This is a genomic window from Pirellulales bacterium, assembly GCA_019636335.1.
Taxonomy (GTDB): domain Bacteria; phylum Planctomycetota; class Planctomycetia; order Pirellulales; family JAEUIK01; genus JAHBXR01.
The window spans coordinates 123,447-144,795 of record JAHBXR010000009.1; the positions used below are offsets into that span (position 1 = coordinate 123,447).

13 protein-coding genes are annotated in these 21,349 nt (G+C 63.9%); 6 read left to right on the forward strand and 7 right to left on the reverse strand.

The features are described from left to right. Complete coding sequence (uvrA, locus tag KF708_11195) at nt 1–7,089, reverse strand: excinuclease ABC subunit UvrA (GenBank protein ID MBX3413245.1); 7,089 nt, start codon at nt 7,087–7,089, stop codon at nt 1–3. 198 nt (nt 7,090–7,287) lie between these two features. On the opposite strand from uvrA, the gene KF708_11200 reads away from it, so the two are divergent. The 6 genes from KF708_11200 (at nt 7,288) to KF708_11225 (ending at nt 13,724) form a co-directional block, all read left to right on the forward strand. Then, nucleotides 7,288–9,138, forward strand: coding sequence for a GTPase domain-containing protein (locus tag KF708_11200; GenBank protein MBX3413246.1), 1,851 nt, complete (start codon nt 7,288–7,290; stop codon nt 9,136–9,138). Between the two features lie 10 nt (nt 9,139–9,148). After that, complete coding sequence (locus tag KF708_11205; GenBank protein ID MBX3413247.1) at nt 9,149–9,640, forward strand: hypothetical protein; 492 nt, start codon at nt 9,149–9,151, stop codon at nt 9,638–9,640. A gap of 95 nt (nt 9,641–9,735) precedes the next feature. Continuing rightward, nucleotides 9,736–10,086 (forward strand): helix-turn-helix domain-containing protein, encoded by a 351-nt coding sequence (locus KF708_11210; GenBank protein MBX3413248.1) that lies wholly within the window; start codon nt 9,736–9,738, stop codon nt 10,084–10,086. Nucleotides 10,087–10,200: 114 nt separating this feature from the next. Continuing rightward, a complete protein-coding gene (gene asnB / locus KF708_11215) occupies nt 10,201–12,147 on the forward strand; it encodes an asparagine synthase (glutamine-hydrolyzing) (protein ID MBX3413249.1) in 1,947 nt (648 codons plus the stop codon). Between the two features lie 128 nt (nt 12,148–12,275). Next, a complete protein-coding gene (locus KF708_11220; protein ID MBX3413250.1) occupies nt 12,276–13,352 on the forward strand; it encodes an isochorismatase family protein in 1,077 nt (358 codons plus the stop codon). Between the two features lie 93 nt (nt 13,353–13,445). Further along, nucleotides 13,446–13,724, forward strand: a complete 279-nt coding sequence (locus tag KF708_11225) for a hypothetical protein (GenBank protein ID MBX3413251.1) — start codon at nt 13,446–13,448, stop codon at nt 13,722–13,724. A 68-nt stretch (nt 13,725–13,792) separates the two neighbouring features. On the opposite strand, the gene pckA is transcribed toward KF708_11225, so the two are convergent. The 6 genes from pckA to KF708_11255 form a co-directional block, all read right to left on the reverse strand. After that, entirely contained in the window at nt 13,793–15,394 is a 1,602-nt protein-coding gene (gene pckA, locus KF708_11230; protein MBX3413252.1) for a phosphoenolpyruvate carboxykinase (ATP), read from the reverse strand. Between the two features lie 210 nt (nt 15,395–15,604). After that, nucleotides 15,605–16,423, reverse strand: coding sequence for an enoyl-CoA hydratase/isomerase family protein (locus tag KF708_11235; protein MBX3413253.1), 819 nt, complete (start codon nt 16,421–16,423; stop codon nt 15,605–15,607). A 66-nt stretch (nt 16,424–16,489) separates the two neighbouring features. Beyond that, a complete protein-coding gene (locus tag KF708_11240) occupies nt 16,490–16,816 on the reverse strand; it encodes a hypothetical protein (protein ID MBX3413254.1) in 327 nt (108 codons plus the stop codon). A 58-nt stretch (nt 16,817–16,874) separates the two neighbouring features. Further along, complete coding sequence (locus KF708_11245; GenBank protein ID MBX3413255.1) at nt 16,875–17,402, reverse strand: hypothetical protein; 528 nt, start codon at nt 17,400–17,402, stop codon at nt 16,875–16,877. Nucleotides 17,403–17,432: 30 nt separating this feature from the next. Next, the gene (locus tag KF708_11250) at nt 17,433–17,924 is read right to left on the reverse strand and encodes a molybdopterin-dependent oxidoreductase (GenBank protein ID MBX3413256.1); all 492 of its coding nucleotides are present in this window, start codon (nt 17,922–17,924) and stop codon (nt 17,433–17,435) included. A gap of 239 nt (nt 17,925–18,163) precedes the next feature. Then, nucleotides 18,164–21,196 (reverse strand): vitamin B12-dependent ribonucleotide reductase, encoded by a 3,033-nt coding sequence (locus tag KF708_11255; protein MBX3413257.1) that lies wholly within the window; start codon nt 21,194–21,196, stop codon nt 18,164–18,166. Nucleotides 21,197–21,349 lie beyond the last annotated feature (153 nt).

Genomic DNA, 21,349 nt, shown 5'->3' on the forward strand with positions numbered 1-21,349 from the left:
CTAAACCTTCGCGCCTAGCTCATCGAGATGCTCGCGGAGGAAATCGGCCAGATCGCCCCGCGCCAGATCCTCGACCTCGCGGAAGCGGATCTTGATCACGTCCTTATCGGGTCGTTCCGAGCTGAACTCGCGCTCGCAACCCATCTCGGCCACGCGCCCCAGCGCAAAGCGATCCTTCGGCCCCGTCAGCACCAGCTCGACCGCCGCGCGGCGCTTCGTATAGATGCTGGCCCACGGTTCGTCCTGGCCGGGCACGCGCAGATGGACCACCTGCTGGTTGTTCCACAGGAACTGCCCCTCGGAAGCCGCCTCGCTCAGCATCTCGCAGAGATCCTCGAGTACTTCCAGTTCCCATTGCACCTGCTTGCCCGGCGGGAAGCCCTTGCGCGAGAAGTGCCACTTCTGCCCCAGCACCTTCCAGGGCATTACATCCTCGGGATTCTGCTGCGCCTTGGTGGCCAGCTTGGCAAACGAGGCGACCGCCTCTTCGACGAACGTCCAGAACGCCGGCCGGTCGATCTCGTCGAGCGTGTGGACCCGCATGCGGATCTCCTGCCACGGTCCGCGCAGATTCTTGCACTTCACCCGCGGCTCGTGGCCGTAGACGGGGAGGTCGGGCAGCTCGTTGAGCGGCTTCAGCTCCAACCGCGCCACGAGATCCTCACGGCGGAAGGCGTTCTTCGCCACGCGGAACTTCAGTTCCAACAGCCAGGGATCTCCCGTGAGCGCGTGCAAGAACCAGCCATCGTTCTTTTGCTCGCCGGCAACTTCGACCACCGTGCGGCTGTTCCAATCGGTCGGGCTGAAATCGGAGATCTCGTGGACGCGGTCGACCAGGCGCGCCAGGATGCGGCCATCCCACTTGCACGGGGCGCCATTGCGCGCCACCCGGTCTACCGTGTGCCAGCGCCGACCATCGGCCTCCCACGGCATCTTCACGTCGCGGCCAACGTGATTGATGTCCACGTCCCCCTGGCGTTGGGCCTCCGCGGCGGCAAAATCGTACTGCTGTCGCGGCCGGTGAGGGCCGGCCTCGAGAACGGGCGCGAGGGCGAGCCCCGTGTGACTCGTCAGCAGCAATTCCTTCCCGGCACCAGCTCGAGACTTGGACGCTTTCGATTTCGACGCCCGTTTACCGCTGCTCGCGGCGGCCTGCTTCGCGTGCTCGGCCACCCTCTCGGGCGTGCCGGCCACGACGATCTGCCCGCCCCCTTCGCCCGCCTCCGGGCCGACGTCGATGATCCAGTCGGCTGTCTTGATGACGTCCAAGTTGTGCTCCACGGCGACCACGGTGTTCCCCAATTCGACCAGCCGATTGAGCACGTCGAGCAGCTTGACCAGATCGTCGAAGTGCAGCCCCGTGGTCGGTTCGTCGAGCAGGTAGAGCGTGCGTCCCGTGTCGGGCCGGGCCAGCTCGGCGGCCAGCTTCACGCGTTGCGACTCCCCCCCCGATAGAGTCGGCGCGGCCTGGCCGAGTTGCAAGTAGTCGAGCCCCACGTCGCACAGCGTTTCGAGCACGCGGCGAATCTTGGGAATGTTCTCGAACAGTTCCGCCGCCTCGCGGCAGGTGAGCGACAGCACGTCCGCGATGCTCTGACCGCGATAGCGAATCGCCAGCGTCTCGGGATTGTAGCGCTGGCCACGGCACGTATCGCACTCGATCCAGATGTCGGGCAGAAAGTGCATCTCGACGCGAAGCTGACCGTTCCCCTCGCACGTCTCGCAGCGCCCCCCCGGCACGTTGAAGCTGAAACGCCGCGACGTGTAGCCACGCAGCTTGGCATCGGGCAACTGCGCAAAGAGATTGCGAATCAGATCGAACACCCCCGTGTACGTGGCAGGGTTCGACGTGGGCGTGTTCCCCAACGGCTGCTGATCGACGCGGATCACCTTGTTGATATGCTCGAGGCCGCGTATCCCCTCGTGCGCGCCGGGAGTCGTGATCGAACGGTGCAGCACGCGGGCCAGCGCCTGGTAGAGCACATCATCGACCAGCGAGCTCTTACCCGAGCCACTCACGCCGGTCACCGCTGTGAGCGTACCGAGCGGAATCCGCAAATCGACATTCTTTAAGTTGTGATGCCGCGCGCCGAGTACTTCGAGCCAGGCGCCTCCCGGCGGAATGAATTCGCCCTCGGCCGCGATGAGGGGCGGGGCCGTGGCGCTCTTGCGCGTCCGCTGGGCGGCTGCCGTGGCCTTGGTCCCCTTCTTCGCCGGCTTTCCGTTGGTGGGTGCAGGGGGCGCCATGCGACGATCCGTCGGCACCGGCACCGCCTTCGTTCCCGAAAGGTACGGCCCCGTCACCGAACCCTTGCGCTTCGCCACTTCCTCGGGCGTGCCACGCGCTACGATCTCGCCGCCGAGATAGCCCGCGCCAGGACCAAAATCGAGCAGGTGATCGGCGCCCGCCACGACCTCGCGATCGTGCTCGACCAAGAGCAACGTATTGCCGAGATCGCGCAGCTTGTACAGCGCGTTCAACAACCGTTGATTGTCGCGCGGGTGCAGGCCAATCGTCGGCTCGTCGAGCACATAGAGCACGCCCGTCAGGCCGCTGCCGACCTGGCTGGCCAGACGAATGCGCTGCGCTTCGCCCCCCGATAGTGTCGGCGCGGGCCGCGCCACGGTGAGATACTCGAGCCCCACATCGACGAGGAAGCGTAGCCGGTTCAAGATCTCTCGCGTCAGCTCGCCGGCGATTTTGCGCTCGGTGGCCGACAACTTCAACGTATCGAAGAAGTGCAGCAACCGGCCCAGCGGCAAGCGGCACAGATCGTCGATCGTGCGATCGCGGAAGCGCACGGCGCCCGCATCGTCGCGCAAGCGGCTCCCCTCGCACGTCGTACACTCGACCTCGTCCACCAGGTTCTCGAGCGTGTAGCGCAGCGACGGCGACAGGCGCGATGCCTCTTCGAGCGCCGGAAACAAGCCTTTGAATTGGAAGCGGAACACCGGCGACTTGCCTGCCGCCGGCTTGCCATTCGGCCACACGGCGAACCATTCCTCCCCCGTGCCATGCAGCAACAAGCGGCGCTGCCGCGCGGGCAACTCACCAAAGGGGACGTCGAGCGGAATGCCCGTTTGCGCGGAGAGCGCTGCCAGCATGGCTTGCGACATGTCGCGAGAGAGATTGGGCCAGAGATCGATCGCCCCCTCGGCCAGCGTGCGCTGCGCGGAGACCAGCGCCGCGACGTTCGTGCCCATCTGCACGCCCAACCCCTGGCACGACGGGCACCAGCCCAGCGAGCTATTGAACGAGAAGGCGTGCGGCGTCAGCGGCTCGAAGCTGCGTCCGCACGAATCGCACGCAAAGTGCTGACTGTGAATCTCCTGCCGCCACTTCGCCTCGGGCAATTGATCGTCGGGATAGGCCACGTTCATCACGCCGCGCCCTACCGCCAACGCGTTCTCGACACTTTCCGCAATGCGGCGGCGCGACTCCGGCTTCACCACGATGCGATCGACCACCACCTCGACCTTGTGCTTGCGCCGGCGATCGATCGTCGGCGGACTGTCGAGCGAGTGGGTCTCGCTGTCGATGCGCACGCGGGCATAGCCCTTGCCGCGCAGCTCTTCCCACAGCGGTTCGTACTTTTCGCCGACGGCAATCTCGATCGGCGCGAGCAGAAACAGCTTCGTGCCGGGTTCGTGCGCAAGAATCTTGTCGGTAATCTCGTCCGACGTCTGCGTCCCGATCGGCAAATCGCAGTCGGGGCAGCGTGGCTCGCCCAAACGCGCGAAGAGCACGCGCAGGTAGTCGTAGATCTCCGTCACCGTGCCGACCGTCGAACGGGGCGTGTTGCCCATGTTCTTCTGCTCGATCGCGATCGCCGGCGACAGGCCGCTGATGTGATCGAGTTGCGGCTTCTGCATCTGGCTGACGAACTGCCGCGCGTACGAGCTGAGACTCTCGACGTAGCGGCGCTGACCTTCGGCATAGACGGTGTCCATCGCCAGCGAACTCTTGCCCGAACCGGAAAGGCCGCAGCAAACCGTCATCTGGTCGCGCGGAATGCTGACGTCCACGCCTTTCAGATTGTGCTGCCGGGCGCCCTGGACTTCGATCGAACGCGCCAGCAGATTCTCGCGCCGCTTGCTGCCGTTCTTCGTCTTTTGAGTCGACTTGGCGACCGGCGCGCGCGGCTTGAGCAGCGGCGCCAGGGCCCGGCCCGTGTGCGACTCTTTCACCGCGGCGACTTCCTCGGGCGTGCCGGTGGCGATGATGCGTCCGCCGCCGGCGCCACCTTCGGGGCCGAGATCGACGATCCAGTCGGCCGTCTTGATGACGTCGAGATTGTGTTCCACCACCAGCACCGTATTGCCCGCGGCGACAAAGCCTTGCAACACTTCGAGCAGCAGGCGGATATCGGCAAAGTGCAGCCCGGTCGTCGGCTCGTCGAGCAAATAAAGCGTCTTGCCGGTGCTCTTCTTCACCAGCTCGCGCGCGAGCTTGACGCGCTGCGCCTCGCCCCCCGAGAGCGTCGGCGACGGCTGCCCCAGCTTAAGGTAGTCGAGCCCCACGTCGTGCAGCGTTTGCAGCTTGCGCCGCACGTCGGGGATGTTCTCGAAATGCGCGAGTGCTTGCTGGATGTCCATGTCCAGCACGTCGGCAATCGACTTGCCCTTGTACAACACCTGCAGCGTCTCGCGATTGAAGCGTTTTCCCTCGCACACGGGGCAGGTGACCCAGATGTCGGCCAGGAAATCCATCTCCAGCTTGTTCGCGCCGTTCCCCTCGCACGCCTCGCAGCGCCCGCCGGCCACATTGAAGCTGAAACGCCCCGGCTTGTAGCCGCGCGTCTTCGAGTCGGGGAGCTTGGTGTACAGATCGCGAATGTCGTCGAGCAGCTTGATGTACGTGGCCGGATTCGAGCGCGGCGTGCGGCCGATCGGCGATTGATCGATCGCAATCAGCTTGTCGAGATGCTCGATTCCCTCGATCGCGCGAAACTTGCCCGGCTCCCCTTCGCCGCCGTTGAGATCGCGGCGCAGCACCTCGGAGAGGACGTCGTTCACCAGCGAGCTCTTGCCCGAGCCCGAGACCCCCGTCACGCAGACAAACGTGCCGAGCGGGATCTCGGCATCGACGTTCTTCAGGTTGTTGTGTTCGGCGCCGAGGATGCGCAGCCGCTTCTCGCCGGGCTGCCGCCGCTCGGTGGGAATGGCAATCTCGAGATTCCCCGCCAGATACTGGCCCGTCAGGCTGCGGTCGTTGGCGGCGACCTCCTCGGGCGATCCCTTGGCCACGACTTCACCCCCGCGCACGCCCGGCCCGGGACCAAAGTCGATCACGTGGTCGGCGGCACGCATCGTGTCTTCGTCGTGCTCGACGACGACCACGGTGTTCCCCATGTCGCGCAGGCGGGTCAGCGTGTCGATCAGGCGCTGATTATCGCGGGGATGCAGCCCGATCGAAGGCTCGTCGAGAATGTAGAGCACGCCCACCAGGCCGCTGCCGATCTGGCCCGCCAGCCGGATGCGTTGCGATTCTCCCCCCGAGAGAGTCGGCGCCGCGCGGTGCAGCGTCAGGTAATCCAATCCCACGTCGAGCAAAAAGCCGAGCCGGCCCCGAATCTCCTTCAACACCTCGCCGGCGATGATCTGCCCCGTCTTGTCGAGCTCGAGCGCGCTGAAAAACGCCACCGCGTCCGACACCGCGAGCGCGCATACCTCGGGCAAGGTTCGCGAGCGGCGCTCACCGAAGCTCTCGTGCGATGTCGTCACCCTTACGGCTCGTGCCTGCGGGTTCAGACGCGCCCCCTCGCAATCGACGCAGCCGACGACGCTCATGTACTTCTCGAGCGCGCGACGCTGCATGCCGCTTTTCGTACTGCGATGCTTCGACAGCAGCTCGGGGATGACCCCCTCGTACTTGCCGCCATACTTGTGGCCGTTCGCGCCGTTGCGCCAGGTGTAGGTGATGTGCAGGTCGCCCGTGCCCCACAGCAAGGCGTGCTGCAGCTTGGGGTCGAGCTCGTTCCAGGGGGTCTCGAGAATCGAGCCAGGCTCGAGATCGCCGACGCGCTCGAGCGTCTCGGCCACCCCCTGGTAGATGTGCCGCCGCCAGCGCCCCATGTCGCGCCAGGGACCGATCAGCTCGATCGCCCCTTGTTTGAAGCTCTGCTCCGCGTCCGTCACCAACAGTTCAGGATCGAAACTGTAGACCTCTCCCAATCCGTCGCAACGGGGGCACATGCCCTGTGGGCTGTTGAAACTGAACAACTGCGGGCTGGGCGCTTCAAAGCTTTTGTCGCAGTGCGTACACGCATAGTGGGCCGAAAGATGCAGATCTTCGCTGGCCTCGGCCGGCAGGCGCACGTCGTCCCCCTCGGCCTCCTCGCTCGTCGGACGGCGCCCGCCACCGCCATCCGGCTCGAGCGAGACGATCAGGTTGCCACCCCCCAGCTTGAGCGCCAGCTCGACCGCCTCGGCCAGCCGGTTGCGCGTCGTGCTGCCGGCAGCGAGCCGGTCGACGACCACCTCGATCGTGTGCCGCATCTGGCGGTCGAGATTCAAATCGTCGGAAAGCGATACCACGTCGCCATCGACCCGGGCCCGCACGAAACCCTGCTTCAACAGATCCGTGAAGAGGTCGCGATGCTCACCCTTCTGCGCCTTGATGAGCGGAGCGAGAATCGCGTACTTGCGCCCCTTGGGCAACGACTCGATGCGGGCCAAAATCTGCTCGCGGCTCTGCGCCGTGATCGGCCGGCCGCAGCTTGGGCAATGCCCCTGGCCCACCCGCGCAAACAGCACCCGCAGGTAGTCGTAGATCTCGGTAATCGTGCCCACCGTCGAGCGAGGATTCTGGCCGCTCGACTTCTGCGCGATCGAGATCGACGGGCTCAACCCCGAGATGTGGTCCACGTCGGGCTTGGGCATTTGCCCCAAGAACTGCCGGGCAAAGCTCGAAAGACTCTCCACGTAGCGGCGCTGACCCTCGGCGTAGAGGGTATCGAACGCCAGCGAGCTCTTGCCCGAGCCACTCACCCCCGTCAGGCAGATGAGCTGGTTGCGTGGCAGAACGAGATCGACGTCCCGCAAGTTGTGCTCGCGGGCGCCGCGTATTTCGATATCGGAAGCGGCCATCGGCGCAGGCGAGGGGGTCGAGGGGGAGAACCAGGTCCGTCCGGAACAAAGGCGGGTAACGGATTGTAGGAGGCCGGGTACACCTTGGGCAAGGAAGCCCCCGGCGTGCTCGTTCCGCTGACGCCGAACCGCCCGTGGCTGCTATACTTAAAACAAAGCGGAATTCGAGTTTTACGACCGCGAGAGTGTCGACAGGCGATGCCGTTGGATTTTCATTCCTGGGCCGAGCGCGTGAGGCGTCTCGACCGTGCGCTCGTGGCGCTCGAGCCCGAGGCGGCTCGCGTTGGCGTGTCCCCACCCGCGGGGGAGCCCTGGTACGAGCTGCTGGCCCACAAACTGCGGCCCCAGCTCGAAGCCGAGCCACTTCTAGTCGTGGCGGTCGTCGGCGGAACGAACATCGGCAAGTCGCTCATCTTCAACCATCTGGCCGGCGAAATGGCCAGTGGCGTCAGCCCGCTGGCGGCCGGCACCAAGCACCCCGTCTGCCTCGTTCCCCCCGGCTTTGCCGACACCGAGCTGCTCGCGCGCATGTTCGAGGGCTTCGAGCTCGACCCATGGCATTCGGCCGAGGATCCGCTCGAAGCGAGCGATACGCACCGGCTGTTCTGGCGCACCGGGCAGCACGTGCCCGACCGGCTGCTCCTCCTCGATACGCCCGACATCGACTCCGACGCCGTGGTCAATTGGCAGCGTGCCGCGTACATCCGTCAGGCCTCGGACGTGCTGGTCGTGATTCTCACGCAGCAGAAATACAACGACGCTGCGGTAAAGCAGTTCCTGCGCGAGGCCGTCCGAGCCGACAAGGCGATCGTGCTGGTCTTCAACCAGGTCGATCTCGCCGGCGATCAAGATGTTTGGCCCCACTGGCTGGGCACCGTCCGCGAGGCCACCGGTGGCTCGGCCGAGCACGTCTACGTCGCGCCCTACGATCGCGAAGCGGCCCGCCAACTTGCCTTGCCCTTCTACGAGGTTGGCGCCGATGGTCGCGGCGCCGTGGGGGCGCCCAGCTCCTTGCGCAGCGATCTGGCCTCGCTCCACTTCGATGCCATCAAGATCCGCACCTTTCGTGGCGCCCTGGCCGAGGTACTCGATCCCGCGCATGGGGCCCCCGCGTATCTCGCGCGGATCCGACAGGGCGCCGGTGAGTTTTCGGCCGCGGCGACCGCACTCTCGGCCGCCGAGATGGCCCGCGTGCAATGGCCCTCGCTGCCGATCGGCATCTTCGTCGACGAGATTCGCACCTGGTGGGACAGCCACCGCAGCGGCTGGTCGCGTGCCGTGCATGGCGTCTATCACACCATCGGCGAGGGATTGAGCTGGCCGGTGCGTGTCGCCTGGCGGCAATTGGCCTCGGACACGACCGATCCGCTCGAAACCTTTCGTCACAACGAGCGCGATGCCGTCGTGCTGGCGGTCGAGAAGTTGATTGGCGAGTTGGAACGCCTGGCCGAAGTGGGCAACGACACGCTTCGTCCGCGCTTGAAGCCGCTCTTGCGCGGCGAGGCCCGTAGCGAACTACTCGCGCGCGTTGAAGCCGCGCACGCCGCATTACCGCCGATCGACGACGACTATCGTGCGTTTCTGCGCGCGGAGCTGGATCAGTGGTCGCTCGATAATCCCCGCGCGGTGAGCTTTCTGCGATCGTTCGATCACGTGATGGCCGTGGCGCGGCCGGCTATCACCGTTTCGCTCGCCGTGAGTGGCTGGATCGTCGCCGGGGGGATCGTCCACGACGCCGCCGTGCAGGCCGCCGGCCATACCGCCTCGCAATTGGCGACCGAAGCCGCCATCACCGGAGGCATCACCGGCGGAGGCGAACTGCTCGTCAACACCACGGGCGAAGGGGTCCGCCGCACCGCCGCCCGCCTGTTCCGCCGCCTGCAAACCGGCTACGCCCAGCGCCGCGCCGCCTGGCTCGCCGGCTGGCTCGAACGCGAGCTATTGGGCGACCTGCTCGCCGATCTCCGTCGCGGAGCCGAGACCCCGCAGTCGGCCGCGTACCAGGAAGCCACGGCGGCTGTGGCGGGACTACAAAGCTTAAGTGCATAGAGAGTCACTAATGAAGGTGACAACCGCATACATCCTCGCTGATAAAGCATTGAATCAGCCCTGCGGCCAGATGTGTGTCGATTGGGCGATCTCGATGCTGGAGACTGGGCGCGACGGCCAATTCCTGACGAGACTCGCGGGAATGCAACCACCGTTCAACCACTTCGAGTTGGCTGACTTGCGAGATCGGGTACTGCAGGAGCAAGGAATACGAGAATTAAACGGCCCGATGGCGGTACATGCATTCGCCGCTGAGCGGCTGCGACTTGCATTAGCCGGCGATATTGAGCTAATTGCTGCGGTCGAAACCATCAAGGAATTGTGCATTGCGCTGGATTACATCAAGGAACTCTACGACTTTTATCTCTTATTCTGGGCTTATGAAGACCTGCGTAACTCGGATGTCCAGTATTACTGGCCAGACGCCACGCGCGAGAATATCGATGAAATCATCCGTCAACGCGCTGCGCAATTCTTGGAAAACTCTCAGGAGCTATGTTGATTGAACAACTGCTCCGCCGTGATGACGGGAAGTTCGGCGTCGAGCATTACCTGAAGAGTTCGTCAGGAACTGTGACGAAGTGGAGATGAATCCCCATGGCGCAAAGCATCGGCAAACGCATCCTGCGAGGTTTGCAGGAATTCAATGAGGCGCTCGAGAATGACGATCAACTGGCCAAGAAGCTGACCGGCCGCGAGGTCGTGCTCGATCTCAAGCCCACGCGTTATACGGCAAAACGCGTCAAGGAAACGCGTCAACTGCTCGAGGTAAGTCAGTTGGTGTTCGCCCAATTCCTAGGCGTCAAGGTCTCGACGCTGCAGAAGTGGGAACAGGGCCGCCAACAGCCTGAGGCGATCGCCGGCCGGTTTCTCGACGAAATCCGATTGAACCCGGATTACTGGCGAGACCGCCTGAGAAAGTCTCTTCGTATCAAAGCCGCCAGCTAGTCGCCGCGCCCGTTGACTCGCCCCTCGCGCCCGATTCAACTCAGGGGTCGCTCGCCGCCACTCGGCGGCACATTCGTGGCGCTCGACTTCGTTGGGGCACGGCAGGGGAAATCCATGTGCGGCATTGTGGCCATGTTCTCGCGCGGAGAGCCCGTCTCGCGCGATGATCTCACCCGGGCAGTCAGGATCCTGCACCATCGCGGGCCCGACGGTCAGCGGCTGTGGATCTCCTCCGACGGTCGCGTCGGCCTCGGGCACGCCCGGCTCAGCATCATCGATCTCGAAACCGGCGATCAGCCCATCTCGAGCGAGGACGAGCGGCTCCACATCGTCGTCAACGGCGAGTTCTACGACTACGTCGCCTTGCAGCAGGAACTCGAAACGCGCGGACACAAGCTCCGCACGCGCTCCGACAGCGAAGTGGCACTGCACCTCTACGAAGAGGCAGGCACGAAGTGCCTTTCGCGCCTGCGCGGCGAGTTCGCGATGGTCCTCTGGGACTCGGCCAATCAAATGCTCTTCGCCGCGCGCGATCGCTACGGCGTGAAGCCACTCTACTATGCCTGGCGCGGCGACACGCTCATCTTCGCCTCGGAGATCAAGGCCTTGCTCGCGGCCGGCGTGCCGGCGCGCTGGGACCGCGAATCGTTCTATCAATACAACCACGTGCAGTTCGACCAGGACCGCACCCTTTTTGCCGGCGTCTATCAGGTTCCGCCGGGCTGCTATCTGCTCGCCACACGCGGTCAGACGCAGATCGTGCGCTACTGGGATATCGACTACCCGCGCGAAGCGGCGGAGCCGAAACTGCTCCACCCGCGCGAACATATCGAACGCATGCGCGCGGCGCTCGAGGAGTCGGTCCGCACCCGGCTTCGCGCCGATGTGCCCGTCGGCTGCTACCTGAGCGGCGGACTCGACTCGTGCGCGCTGCTGGGGCTCGCCTCGCTTCACCATCCCGAGCCGATCAAGGCTTTCACTCTCTGCTTCGATGCCGAGGAATACAACGAAGAGCACGTCGCGAGAGAGATGGCCCAGCATGCCGGCGCCGATTTCCACGAGCTCCCCATCACGCAGACGCAACTCGCCGACCACTTCAGCGATGCCGTCTGGCACGCCGAGACCCTCACCGCCAACGGGCACGGCACGGCCAAGTACCTGCTCAGCGAGATGGTGCGCGACCGGGGCTACAAGGTCGTGCTCACGGGCGAAGGCTCCGACGAGATCCTCGGCGGTTACGCCCACTTCCGCCGCGATCTGTTGCTCTACGATCCCGCGATGGGACTCGAGCCCGCGCAGATCGACCAGATGCTCGAGCAGTTGACCGAGGCGAACGAAGTGTCGCGGGGCGTGCTCTTGCCAGGTCGCGGGTCGGAGCCCCTCGACAGCGTGCGACGCACATTGGGTTTTGTCCCTTCCTGGCTCGAAACCCGCGCCAGCAATGCCGAACGCTATCGCCGCATGTTCCGCGCCGAATTCGCCACCGAGTTCGCGGCCTGCGATCCGTTCCGCGTCTTCTTGAATCGCTTCGATGTCGAGGGACAGCTCAGCGGCCGTCCGGCGGTCCACCAGTCGTTGTACCTGTGGACGCGCTCGATGCTGCCCAACTACCTGCTCAACTTCCTGGGCGACCGGATGGAGATGGCCCATTCGATCGAAGGGCGCGTGCCGTTCCTCGATCACCACGTCACCGAACTGGTACGCGACATGCCCGTCTCGATGAAGATCCATTTCGATCACGAGAATGGCAGCCTCACCGAAAAGTATGTCCTGCGCGAAGCCTGCCGCGACGTGTTGACCAACACGGTCTACCGCCGGCAGAAGCACCCCTTCCTGGCGCCCCCCTCGGGCCTGGAGCCAGAGGGCCGTTTCAGCCAACTCATGCAAGACACCCTGCGCAGCCGCGCGCTCGACGATCTTCCCTTCTACGAACCGACCCTCGTCCGAGCGCTGCTCGACGCCTTGCCGACCCTCGAACCCCGCCGGCGTGGCGGTGCGAGCTACCTGCTTACCCTCATCCTGAGCGCCTGCGTGCTGCAGCAGCGGTACGCCTTGGGATGATGCTCGCACTAGGTCAGGTATGATTGCTGTTCACGCGGCCAATGAGCCACTTTGAAGAACGGTGCTGTCACACATACTGGGCTTCCGTTGCCCGGTGTCAGTCCTTTGCTGGTGGAGCTGCCCAAGTCATGAACCATTTCACGCGGATTGCCGGACGTAGGATTTGTGCTGGCGTTGTCTTGCTCGCGGCTCTGAGCAGCTTGGAGCGCATCGTGGCCGAGGAGGCGCGCTCGACCGTCACGTACGACAACCGCCTCACGCGCATCGGCAATCCGCGTCCCATCCTGGCCGACTATCCGCAGTTCGTCGCGCCGGTTGAGGAGGATTTCCGCTACGAGGCCCCGACGCTGGTCGATGACGAGGGGGCCGATCTTTCGGTCCGCGCCTGGCGCTTTTCGTACAACGCGCGCGGCATCATCGAAATTCCCAACCGACTCTGTGCGCGCGACACGGCGGTGATCGTCGTCCATCCGTGGGGGATCGACGACGAGTGGGGCTGGCAGACACCAGAACCGGCGGGCGTGGCGTTCGCCTGCACACCCGAGCGCAACAAGCTCTGCCACGATCATGCGCGGCAGGTGCTGAACCCGCTGCTCGAGCGCCTGCGCGGCTGCGTCGGATTGGTGGCGTACAGCCTGCCCGGCAACGAGGATCCCACGCGAGCGAAGCTCTATCGCTCGATTCGCCGCACCCCCTCGGCGGCCGAACGCGCGGCCGGTGCGCAGGAGATCGCTGCCAAGATGCGGGCCTTCCGCTACGAAGGAGAGCCCGTCGATACGACGCTGCAACTCGATTCGTCACGCCTCGTGGCGTCCTACTTCGCGGCCTTCCCGGGACTCGACGCCAGCGCGAAGTTCGATGGCGACGGATTTTGGGAGCTGCCGATTCCCGTGATGAAGGCGATCGACGTGGCCCCCGACGACGTGGTGATCTACGACGCCGAAGGCTACGCGCCGCTGCGCGACTTCCTCAAGTCGCAAGGCATTCGCCACGTGCTGCTGGCGGGCTATCACGCCGACATGTGCGTCTGCCGCACGACGGCCGGTTATGAAAACCTTTCGCGCGATTTCAATTCATTCCTCGTGGGAGATGCGGTGCTGGCCACTTTCCCAGCCAATGCCTCGCCGCGGCACGCGACGAATCAAACGGTGTCGTTTGCTTCGCTCAATCAGTTGATTACGCAGGCGTCGTGGATTGAACAATGAGATGCTGCTTTCACGGGAATATGGCAAAACGATTCAATCTGGTCTCATTCGAATCACTGGCCAACTGCGGCAATCTCGACGAAGTCTTGCGCAATGGATTCAAATCCTTACTCGCCGCCCCAAAGTGACCTGGAAACGAAAAACAGGGGGCCGAAATGGATCGAGCTTTATCGTGCGGCATGGTTGGTGCTGGTGACGTGTTGGTGGATTTCGCTCGCTTACGACTGGTGGATGATAGAACTGGATAGCTACAGGTTCGTGCTTCTTTCAGCTCTCGCGGCAATCGCTGCGATGCCGATCATATTCGGCTGGTTCGGCAAATGGCCCCCCGACAAGCCCGCAGAAAATCCTCTTCAATTCGAAGATCCTTAGAAGGCGCTCAATGCACAGGCTGACAGCCTGTGCTACTTGCGCGCTTTTACGAAAAAACTCTTTGCCAGCTACGCCTTCACCGCGGCGCCCACGCGTGGGCCGGCGTCGACGATTGCCTGATCCGCTACGTCGGCGTAGTCGGCAAAATGCTTTTGGAACAAGGCTGCCAGCTCTTGTGCCTGACGATCGTAGGCGGCAGGGTCTTGCCAGACATTGCGCGGCGTGAGGATTTCGCTCGGCACGCCGTGGCACGTGGTGGGGACGTCGAAGCCGAAGATCGGATCCTCGACCATCTTCGCCTTGGCGAGAGAGCCGTCGTGGATGGCGTCGATGATGGCGCGGGTATAGGCGAGCTTGATCCGCTTGCCCGTGCCGTAGGCTCCCCCCGACCAACCGGTGTTCACGAGCCAGGCACACGCGCCATGCTGACGCATCTTTTCGGCGAGCATGGTCGCGTACTTCGTGGGATGCCAGACAAGAAACGCCGCGCCGAAGCAGGCCGAGAAGGTCGCGCTCGGCTCGGTCACCCCCACCTCCGTGCCCGCCACCTTGGCGGTGTAGCCGCTGAGGAAGTGATACATCGCCTGCTCCGGCGAAAGGCGGCTCACCGGCGGCAGCACACCGAAGGCGTCGCACGTGAGCAGGATGACGTTCTTCGGGTGCCCGCCCACGCAGGGCACCTTGGCATTGCTGATGAACTCGATCGGATAGCTGGCGCGCGTGTTTTCGGTGACCGAGATGTCGGCAAAGTCGACTTCGCGCGTGACCGGATCGTAGACGACATTCTCGAGCACCGTGCCGAGTCGAATGGCCTGATAGATCTCTGGCTCTTTCTGCGGATCGAGATCGACGCACTTCGCATAGCAGCCCCCTTCGATGTTGAACACGCCGTCGTCACTCCAGCAGTGTTCGTCATCGCCGATGAGCTGACGGCGGGGATCGGCCGAGAGCGTGGTCTTGCCCGTGCCCGAGAGGCCGAAGAAGAGGCTCACGTCGCCACGTTCGCCTTCATTTGCCGAGCAGTGCATGGAGAGCACGTTGCGCTTGGGCATCAGGTAGTGCATCACGGTGAAGATACCCTTCTTCATCTCGCCGGCGTACTGCGTGCCGAGGATCACCAGCTCGCCATGCTCGAAGCTGACGTCGACGCTGGTGGGGCCGTTCACCTGGTGCGTGTAGCGATTCGCCGGAAACTGTCCCGCGTTCATCACCACGAAGTCGGGCTCGCCGAAGTTCCGCAGCTCTTCCGCCGAGGGACGAATGAGCATGTTGTGCATGAACAAGGCGTGGTAGGGGCGCGCGCAGATCACGCGCACCTTGAGCCGATACTTGGGGTCCCAGCCGGCAAAGCCATCCACGACGTACAGCCACGGGCAGAAGTTGAAAAAGTCGATGGCCCGCTGGCGGTTCACCAGGAACTGATGCTCGTCGAGCTCCATGTTCACGCTGCCCCACCAGACGTTGCTTTCGCTGGCCGAGTGGCGGACGACGCGTTTGTCCTTGGGGCTGCGGCCGGTCTTGTCACCCGAACGTGTCGCGAGCGCCCCGCTCGACATGATCGCCGCGTCTTCGTGGGCGATCGCCTCTTCGTAAAGCCTGACCGGCACCAGATTGCGGCGCACCGCTTGGACGTGAATGCCGTACTGCTCGAGACTGAAGAACTCGGACATCGGAACCTCGCGCGGGGAGAACAGACTGAACCTTCAACGATGCGCGGCGTGGAAGCTGCCCGATTATAGCGCGGCGCGTCCAATCTGTAAGGGCGAATTCGCGCAGCTTTCGTACGTCGGACGGGGGCGCGGACGATCACCGCAGCACGGCCACCCCGCGTGTACGGTGGAGCATGGCACTTCGCACATGACTTCCACATCAACACTTCATCACGTGAACCAGAAGCGCTTTCCGCCGAGAAAATCGGCCACGCCCCGGCGCATGCTTTCGCTGCGAACCACCGGATCGAGGTTTTCTGCCTCGCGGCGGAGGGCCTCTTCGAGCGAGAGATGCGCCCCCTCGATAGCCGAGGCCAGATCGGCCCGCATCGCATCGCACGGTTGGGCACAAACCTGGCGCGCCACGTCGAAGGCCCGGGCCAGCCCCTGCCCCTGTTCGGTTAGCTCCCAGACAAGGCCGAGCTGATAGGCGCGTTCGGCGGTGATGCGCTGCCCGGTGATGATCAGCGGCAACGCCTGCCCCCAGCCGAGCAGTCGAGGTAGATAGACCGTGCCTCCGTCGACCAGCGGAACCCCCCAACGTCGGCAGGCGACCGAGAACGTCGCCTGGGGCTCGGCGATGCGGAGATGGCCGTGACAGTAAAGCTCCAACCCGCCGGCGTACGTGTAGCCCTGCGTGACGGTGATCACGGGCTTGCGCTGCACGATGCGCGAGCCCCCCATGGGACCAGTGCCTTCTTCCACAACGCGCCGCGCTTCGTCGGACGATTCGGCCAGCCGCGACAGCCCCTCGAGCGCCGAGAGATCCGCCCCCGAGCAGAACGCATGCTCTCCCGCGCCATGCAGGATGGCAATCGAGAGCCGATCGTCATCGCGAAAGCGGATCCAGGCCTCGAGCAAGAGCGCGGCCGTCTCGCCATTGACGCAGTTGTGAACCTCGGGGCGATTGAGGCAAATCTCGAAGATCGCGCCCCCTTCGACGTCATGTACCGCCGTCAGAACCGGGGGAGCACTCTCGCTGGCGTCCATGATCGTGGACCTCGTCTTGTCGGAATTGGTTGAACGCAAAGAGGCTAAGACGTGAAGGAACGAGAATCACTTTCGGACTGCCCAAACGAATTGGGCCAACATCACGACCAAGGCCAACGGCATCGTGCGGAGCATACCCTGTTCGTCGGCCGACGAGTGAAGCGAAAGCGTGCGGTCGTTGATCTTCAGTTCCTCGTCCCAGCGCTCCTTGTGCAGGCGGTCGCCGATCGCGACGGCGTGGAACAGCTCGGGCTCGACCTGAATCGTGCGACCATCGTCGAGCGTCAGCAGGCAGGCGTCGTCGAAGCCGGGATGCTTCTCGCGTCCCGACGTTCGCGCCACGACGATGGCATCGAGCCGCCGCGGAATCGTCGTGCGAATGGCCGTGGTCACGAGGTTCCCGGCAACGAATGACGTGCCTATAGCAAAGACAAGTACCACTGCCAGGCGATTAGAGAAACGCATAATGGTATCCCGACTTCAGGAAGTAGAGACCAAAAAGCGCGGCCCCTACCAGGGCGGCAACCGGCTTCGAGGGGGGCGCGGACGCGAGCTCTGCCGCCAGGTCGCCGAGACCCGAATTACCTGTCGCGCCCCGGCGCTCGCCAGATCGCACGAGCGCCATCATGCCCAGTCCGGCCATGACGGCTCCCAGGCTTTGATTGCAGAAATCGACCTCGTCGAACTTGGCCAGGCGATAGATGGTCGCCTCGAGCACGCCGCCGCCGGCAATCGCCAAGAGCGTCAGGGCCAGGATCATCCACACGGCCACGCGCGGAAAATGAATCGCGGGAATGGCGCCCAGCGCCAAGGCAAGCACGAAGAGCGTGGCTCCCGCCCCGGCGAGAAAGTGCCCGACGTAATCGCTGCGATGACCGAGCCATTCGTGGTAGCCCTGCGAGACGACGATCACCGGCAGGCAAGTGCCGACGAACATCACCAGGCAATCGACGAGCGAACGTTTGATCATCGCGGCCATGCCGTTCCCGTGTTGTCAGGGGGTCGGATTCTACTTGCCGTCGGACTCGCGGCGGTGCAGCTCGGCATGTTCCTCTTCATCGGTCGGGCGGTTGTCGAACCCTCGACCGGCGGTGATCTCCAGGCGGTCGACGAATTTGACATTGGCACATTCATCGATCTCATCCGTCCGGCAGGCGGCAGCATCGCGGACGAGAAACCGCACGGGCCCCCCCTTGGACAGCGGCAACGGCTGTCCCTCGAGCCGATAGATGAACACGCCTTGATCGCGGACCGCCGCCAGCGGCACGCTGGCATGAAAGTCGTCGGTCGACGCGTGCAGCGTAAGGTACGTGCCAGACTCCTTCACGCCGGCCAGGGAGAGGACACCCGCCAGCGTCACGGCATCTCCCCGCCGCGCGGGATCGAAGCGGTTCACGTCGCCGACCTGATGCTCGGCGGGCAGTCGGTCCAGCTCGTTGTAGCTCAACTCGACGGGACGCTCTACCTCGCCGTCGATGCGCAGGATCTTTTCGTCGCTCATAGCGAATCCTCCCAACTCGTAGCCGGCCTTATTCTATCGCGATACAAAAAAAGCCGGAGGCGGCACTCTGGCGACAGAGTACGGCCTCCGGCATGTGGCGAACAATATCGATACCTGCGCAGCCGATGTTCCGAGGACGACCGGCGGGAGCCCGACCATTGCATGTCGGACGCCCCACTCATTTACCGCGCGGGGATGAATGAAAAGGGTTGCTCGCCGGGTATCCTTCCCACATTCCTTTACGAGCAACCCATACTGTTTCCACAGTTGTGGCAAAGATAGCAGTTGCCGTTGCGGACCGTAATGGCGCCGCAATTATCGCAGGCCGGAGCGTCGAGCTGGAAGCTGGCGAACTGCTCGCTGCGATTGGCGAACGACTCGCCCTGCTTGAGCTTGGGCGCGACGCCGGCTCGTTCGAGCAACGAGGCCGAAACCTCGGGCGTCGTGTGCGATCCGTTCAGCTTGACCGTACCGTTGGCGACCGGCGTTCCTGCCTCGACCGTCGGCCCGCCAGCCTTCTTGGCGGCGGGCTTGGTATCACCTTCCTTGTCTCCCGAGCCGTCCCCCGAGGAACTGCCCTCCTCGATCGCCGGATTGTGCGCCTCGCGGAAGCCCGGGATGAAGGTCATGCCCAGCCAGCGGAAGATGTAATCGACGATACTCTTGGCGATGCGAATATCGGGGTTCTTCGTATGACCCATCGGCTCGAAGCGGGTGTGCGAGAACTTGCTCACGTACACCTCGAGCGGCACGCCGTATTGCAGGCTCATCGAGACGGCCGTGCCGAAGCAGTCCATCAAGCCGCCGATGGTGCTCCCTTCTTTGGCCATGGTGATGAAGAGCTCCCCCGGGCGGCCGTCGTCGTACAGGCCGACCGTGATGTACCCTTCGTGTCCCGCCACGTTGAACTTGTGCGTAATCGAGCGACGGGTATCGGCCAACCGTTCGCGACGCGGCGTGGCGGCCACCTTGTCGGCGGCCTTCGACGATTCGGTCTGCGTCGACAGGGGCTGGCTCTCCTTCGAGCCGTCGCGATAGACGGCCAGGGCCTTGAGCCCCAACTGCCAACCTTCGAGATAGGCCTGGGCAATATCGGCGGGAGTCGTCTCGCGCGGCATGTTCACCGTCTTCGAGATCGCCCCCGAGAGGAACGGCTGAGCCGCCGCCATCATTCGCACGTGGGCCTGCCAGGCGATCGAACGCTTGCCATTACGCGGCTGGAAGGCACAGTCGAACACATGGAGGTGTTCTTCCTTCAACACCGGCGCCCCTTCGATCGTGTCTTCGCGATCGATGTAGGCCAGAATGCCTTCGATCGAGGGCTGATCGTAGCCCAGCGTCTTGAGCGCCAAGGGGACCGTCTGGTTGACGATCTTCAACATGCCGCCGCCGGCAAGCTGCTTGTACTTCACCAGCGCGATTTCCGGCTCGATGCCGGTCGTGTCGCAGTCCATCAGGAAGCTGATCGTGCCGGTCGGAGCAAGCACCGTGGCCTGCGCGTTGCGGAAGCCATGGTGGCGACCTTCGGCCAGCACGTTGTCCCACAGACGGCGAGCGGCCTGACGCAGGTAGGCCGGGCAGGCCTCGTCGATCGCCTCGACCGCATCGCGGTGCATCTGCATGACGCGGAGCATCGGCTCGCGATTCTCGGCAAAACCATCGAACGGACCAACCGCGGCCGCCATCTCGGCGCTGCACAGGTTGGCCGCACCGTGCAACAGAGAAGTGATCGCCCCGCACAAACCGCGGGCCGCGGCAGAATCGTAAGCCAGACCGCTCGACATGATGAGCGAGCCAAGATTCGAGTACCCCAACCCCAGCGGACGGAAACGATGACTGTTCGCGGCGATGCGCTGCGTCGGGTAACTGGCGTGATCGACCAGAATCTCCTGCGCGATGAAGTACGTCCGGCAGGCGGTCTGGAAACCGGCGGCATCGAACGAGCCATCCTCCTGACGGAACTTCATCAGGTTGATGCTCGCCAGGTTGCAGGCCGTATCGTCGAGGAACATGTACTCCGAGCACGGATTCGAGGCATTGATCCGGCCCGAGTTAGGGCACGTGTGCCAGCGGTTGATCGTCGTGTCGTACTGCACGCCCGGATCGCCGCAATACCAGGCCCCCTCGGCCATCTTGGCCATCATGTCGCGGGCCGGGAAGCTCGCGCCGGCACGCGAGGGATCGGTCACCCAGTGGGTCGTCCAATCGCGATCCTCGACCACCGCCCGCATGAACTCGTCGCTGACGCGCACCGACAAGTTGGCGTTCTGGAAGAGGATCGAGCTATAGGCCTCGCCGTTGAAGTTCGACTCGTAGCCCCCCTTCTCGATGAGGCAGCGGGCCTTCTTCTCTTCCTTGGCCTTGCATTCGATGAAGCCCACGATGTCGGGGTGCCAGTCCTTGAGCGACTGCATCTTGGCCGCGCGGCGCGTCTTGCCGCCGCTCTTCACCACGGCCGCGATCTGGTCGTAAACCCGCATGAACGAAAGCGGACCCGAAGGCTTGCCCCCGCCGCTGAGCTTCTCTTCCTGCGAACGCAGCGTGGAGAGGTCCGTGCCCGTGCCGGAACCGAACTTGAACAACATGGCCTCGCTCCGGGCGAGTTCCATGATGTCTTCCATATTGTCTTGCACGCTCTGGATGAAGCAGGCCGAGCCTTGCGGATACTCGTACGGATTCTCGGGCTGCTTGACCACGGTCGTTTCCGGATCCCAATGCCAGTTGCACTGGGCGCCGCGCACGCCGTACTGGTGGTAGAGGCCCACGTTGAACCAGACCGGCGAATTGAACGCCCCGTACTGGTGCAGGCAGAGAAAGGTCAGCTCGCGATAGAAACGCTCGCCATCTTCGGGGCTGGCGAAGTAGCCGTCGCGAATGCCCCAGTCGGCAATCGTCCGCGTCACGCGATTGATCAACTGGCGGACGCTCGACTCGCGTTCGGGAGTGCCATTCTCGCCGTAGAAATACTTGCTGACGACGACATTCGTGGCCAACTGGCTCCAGTGGGCCGGCACCTCGCAGTTGGGCTGCTCAAACAGCACCTCGCCGTTCTCTCCCTTGATCGCCGCCACGCGACGGTCCCAGGCCACCGTTTCGAACGGGTCGCGACCATCGTCGGGGCAGAAAACCGCGCGGACCGACAATCCGCGCATCGAAGCGCGCTGCGGCACGCCATGATTGCCATTTTCGGTAGTAGCGGACATACGGGTACGTTCGATCAAAGTAGCGTCGGTCATCGTCGACCTCCGTGTCTTCCAGGCGATCAGGGGCATCCATTCCAGGTAGTATACATCAGTATACAGCCATGTGACGATATCGGCATTCCGGCGGCTGTTTTTGACCACGCCGGGGATCGTAGAGTGATTTGACCCTAGAGATCGGCTATTTGCCTCTAACACACCAATATATTGTAGTAGACGCCCTAG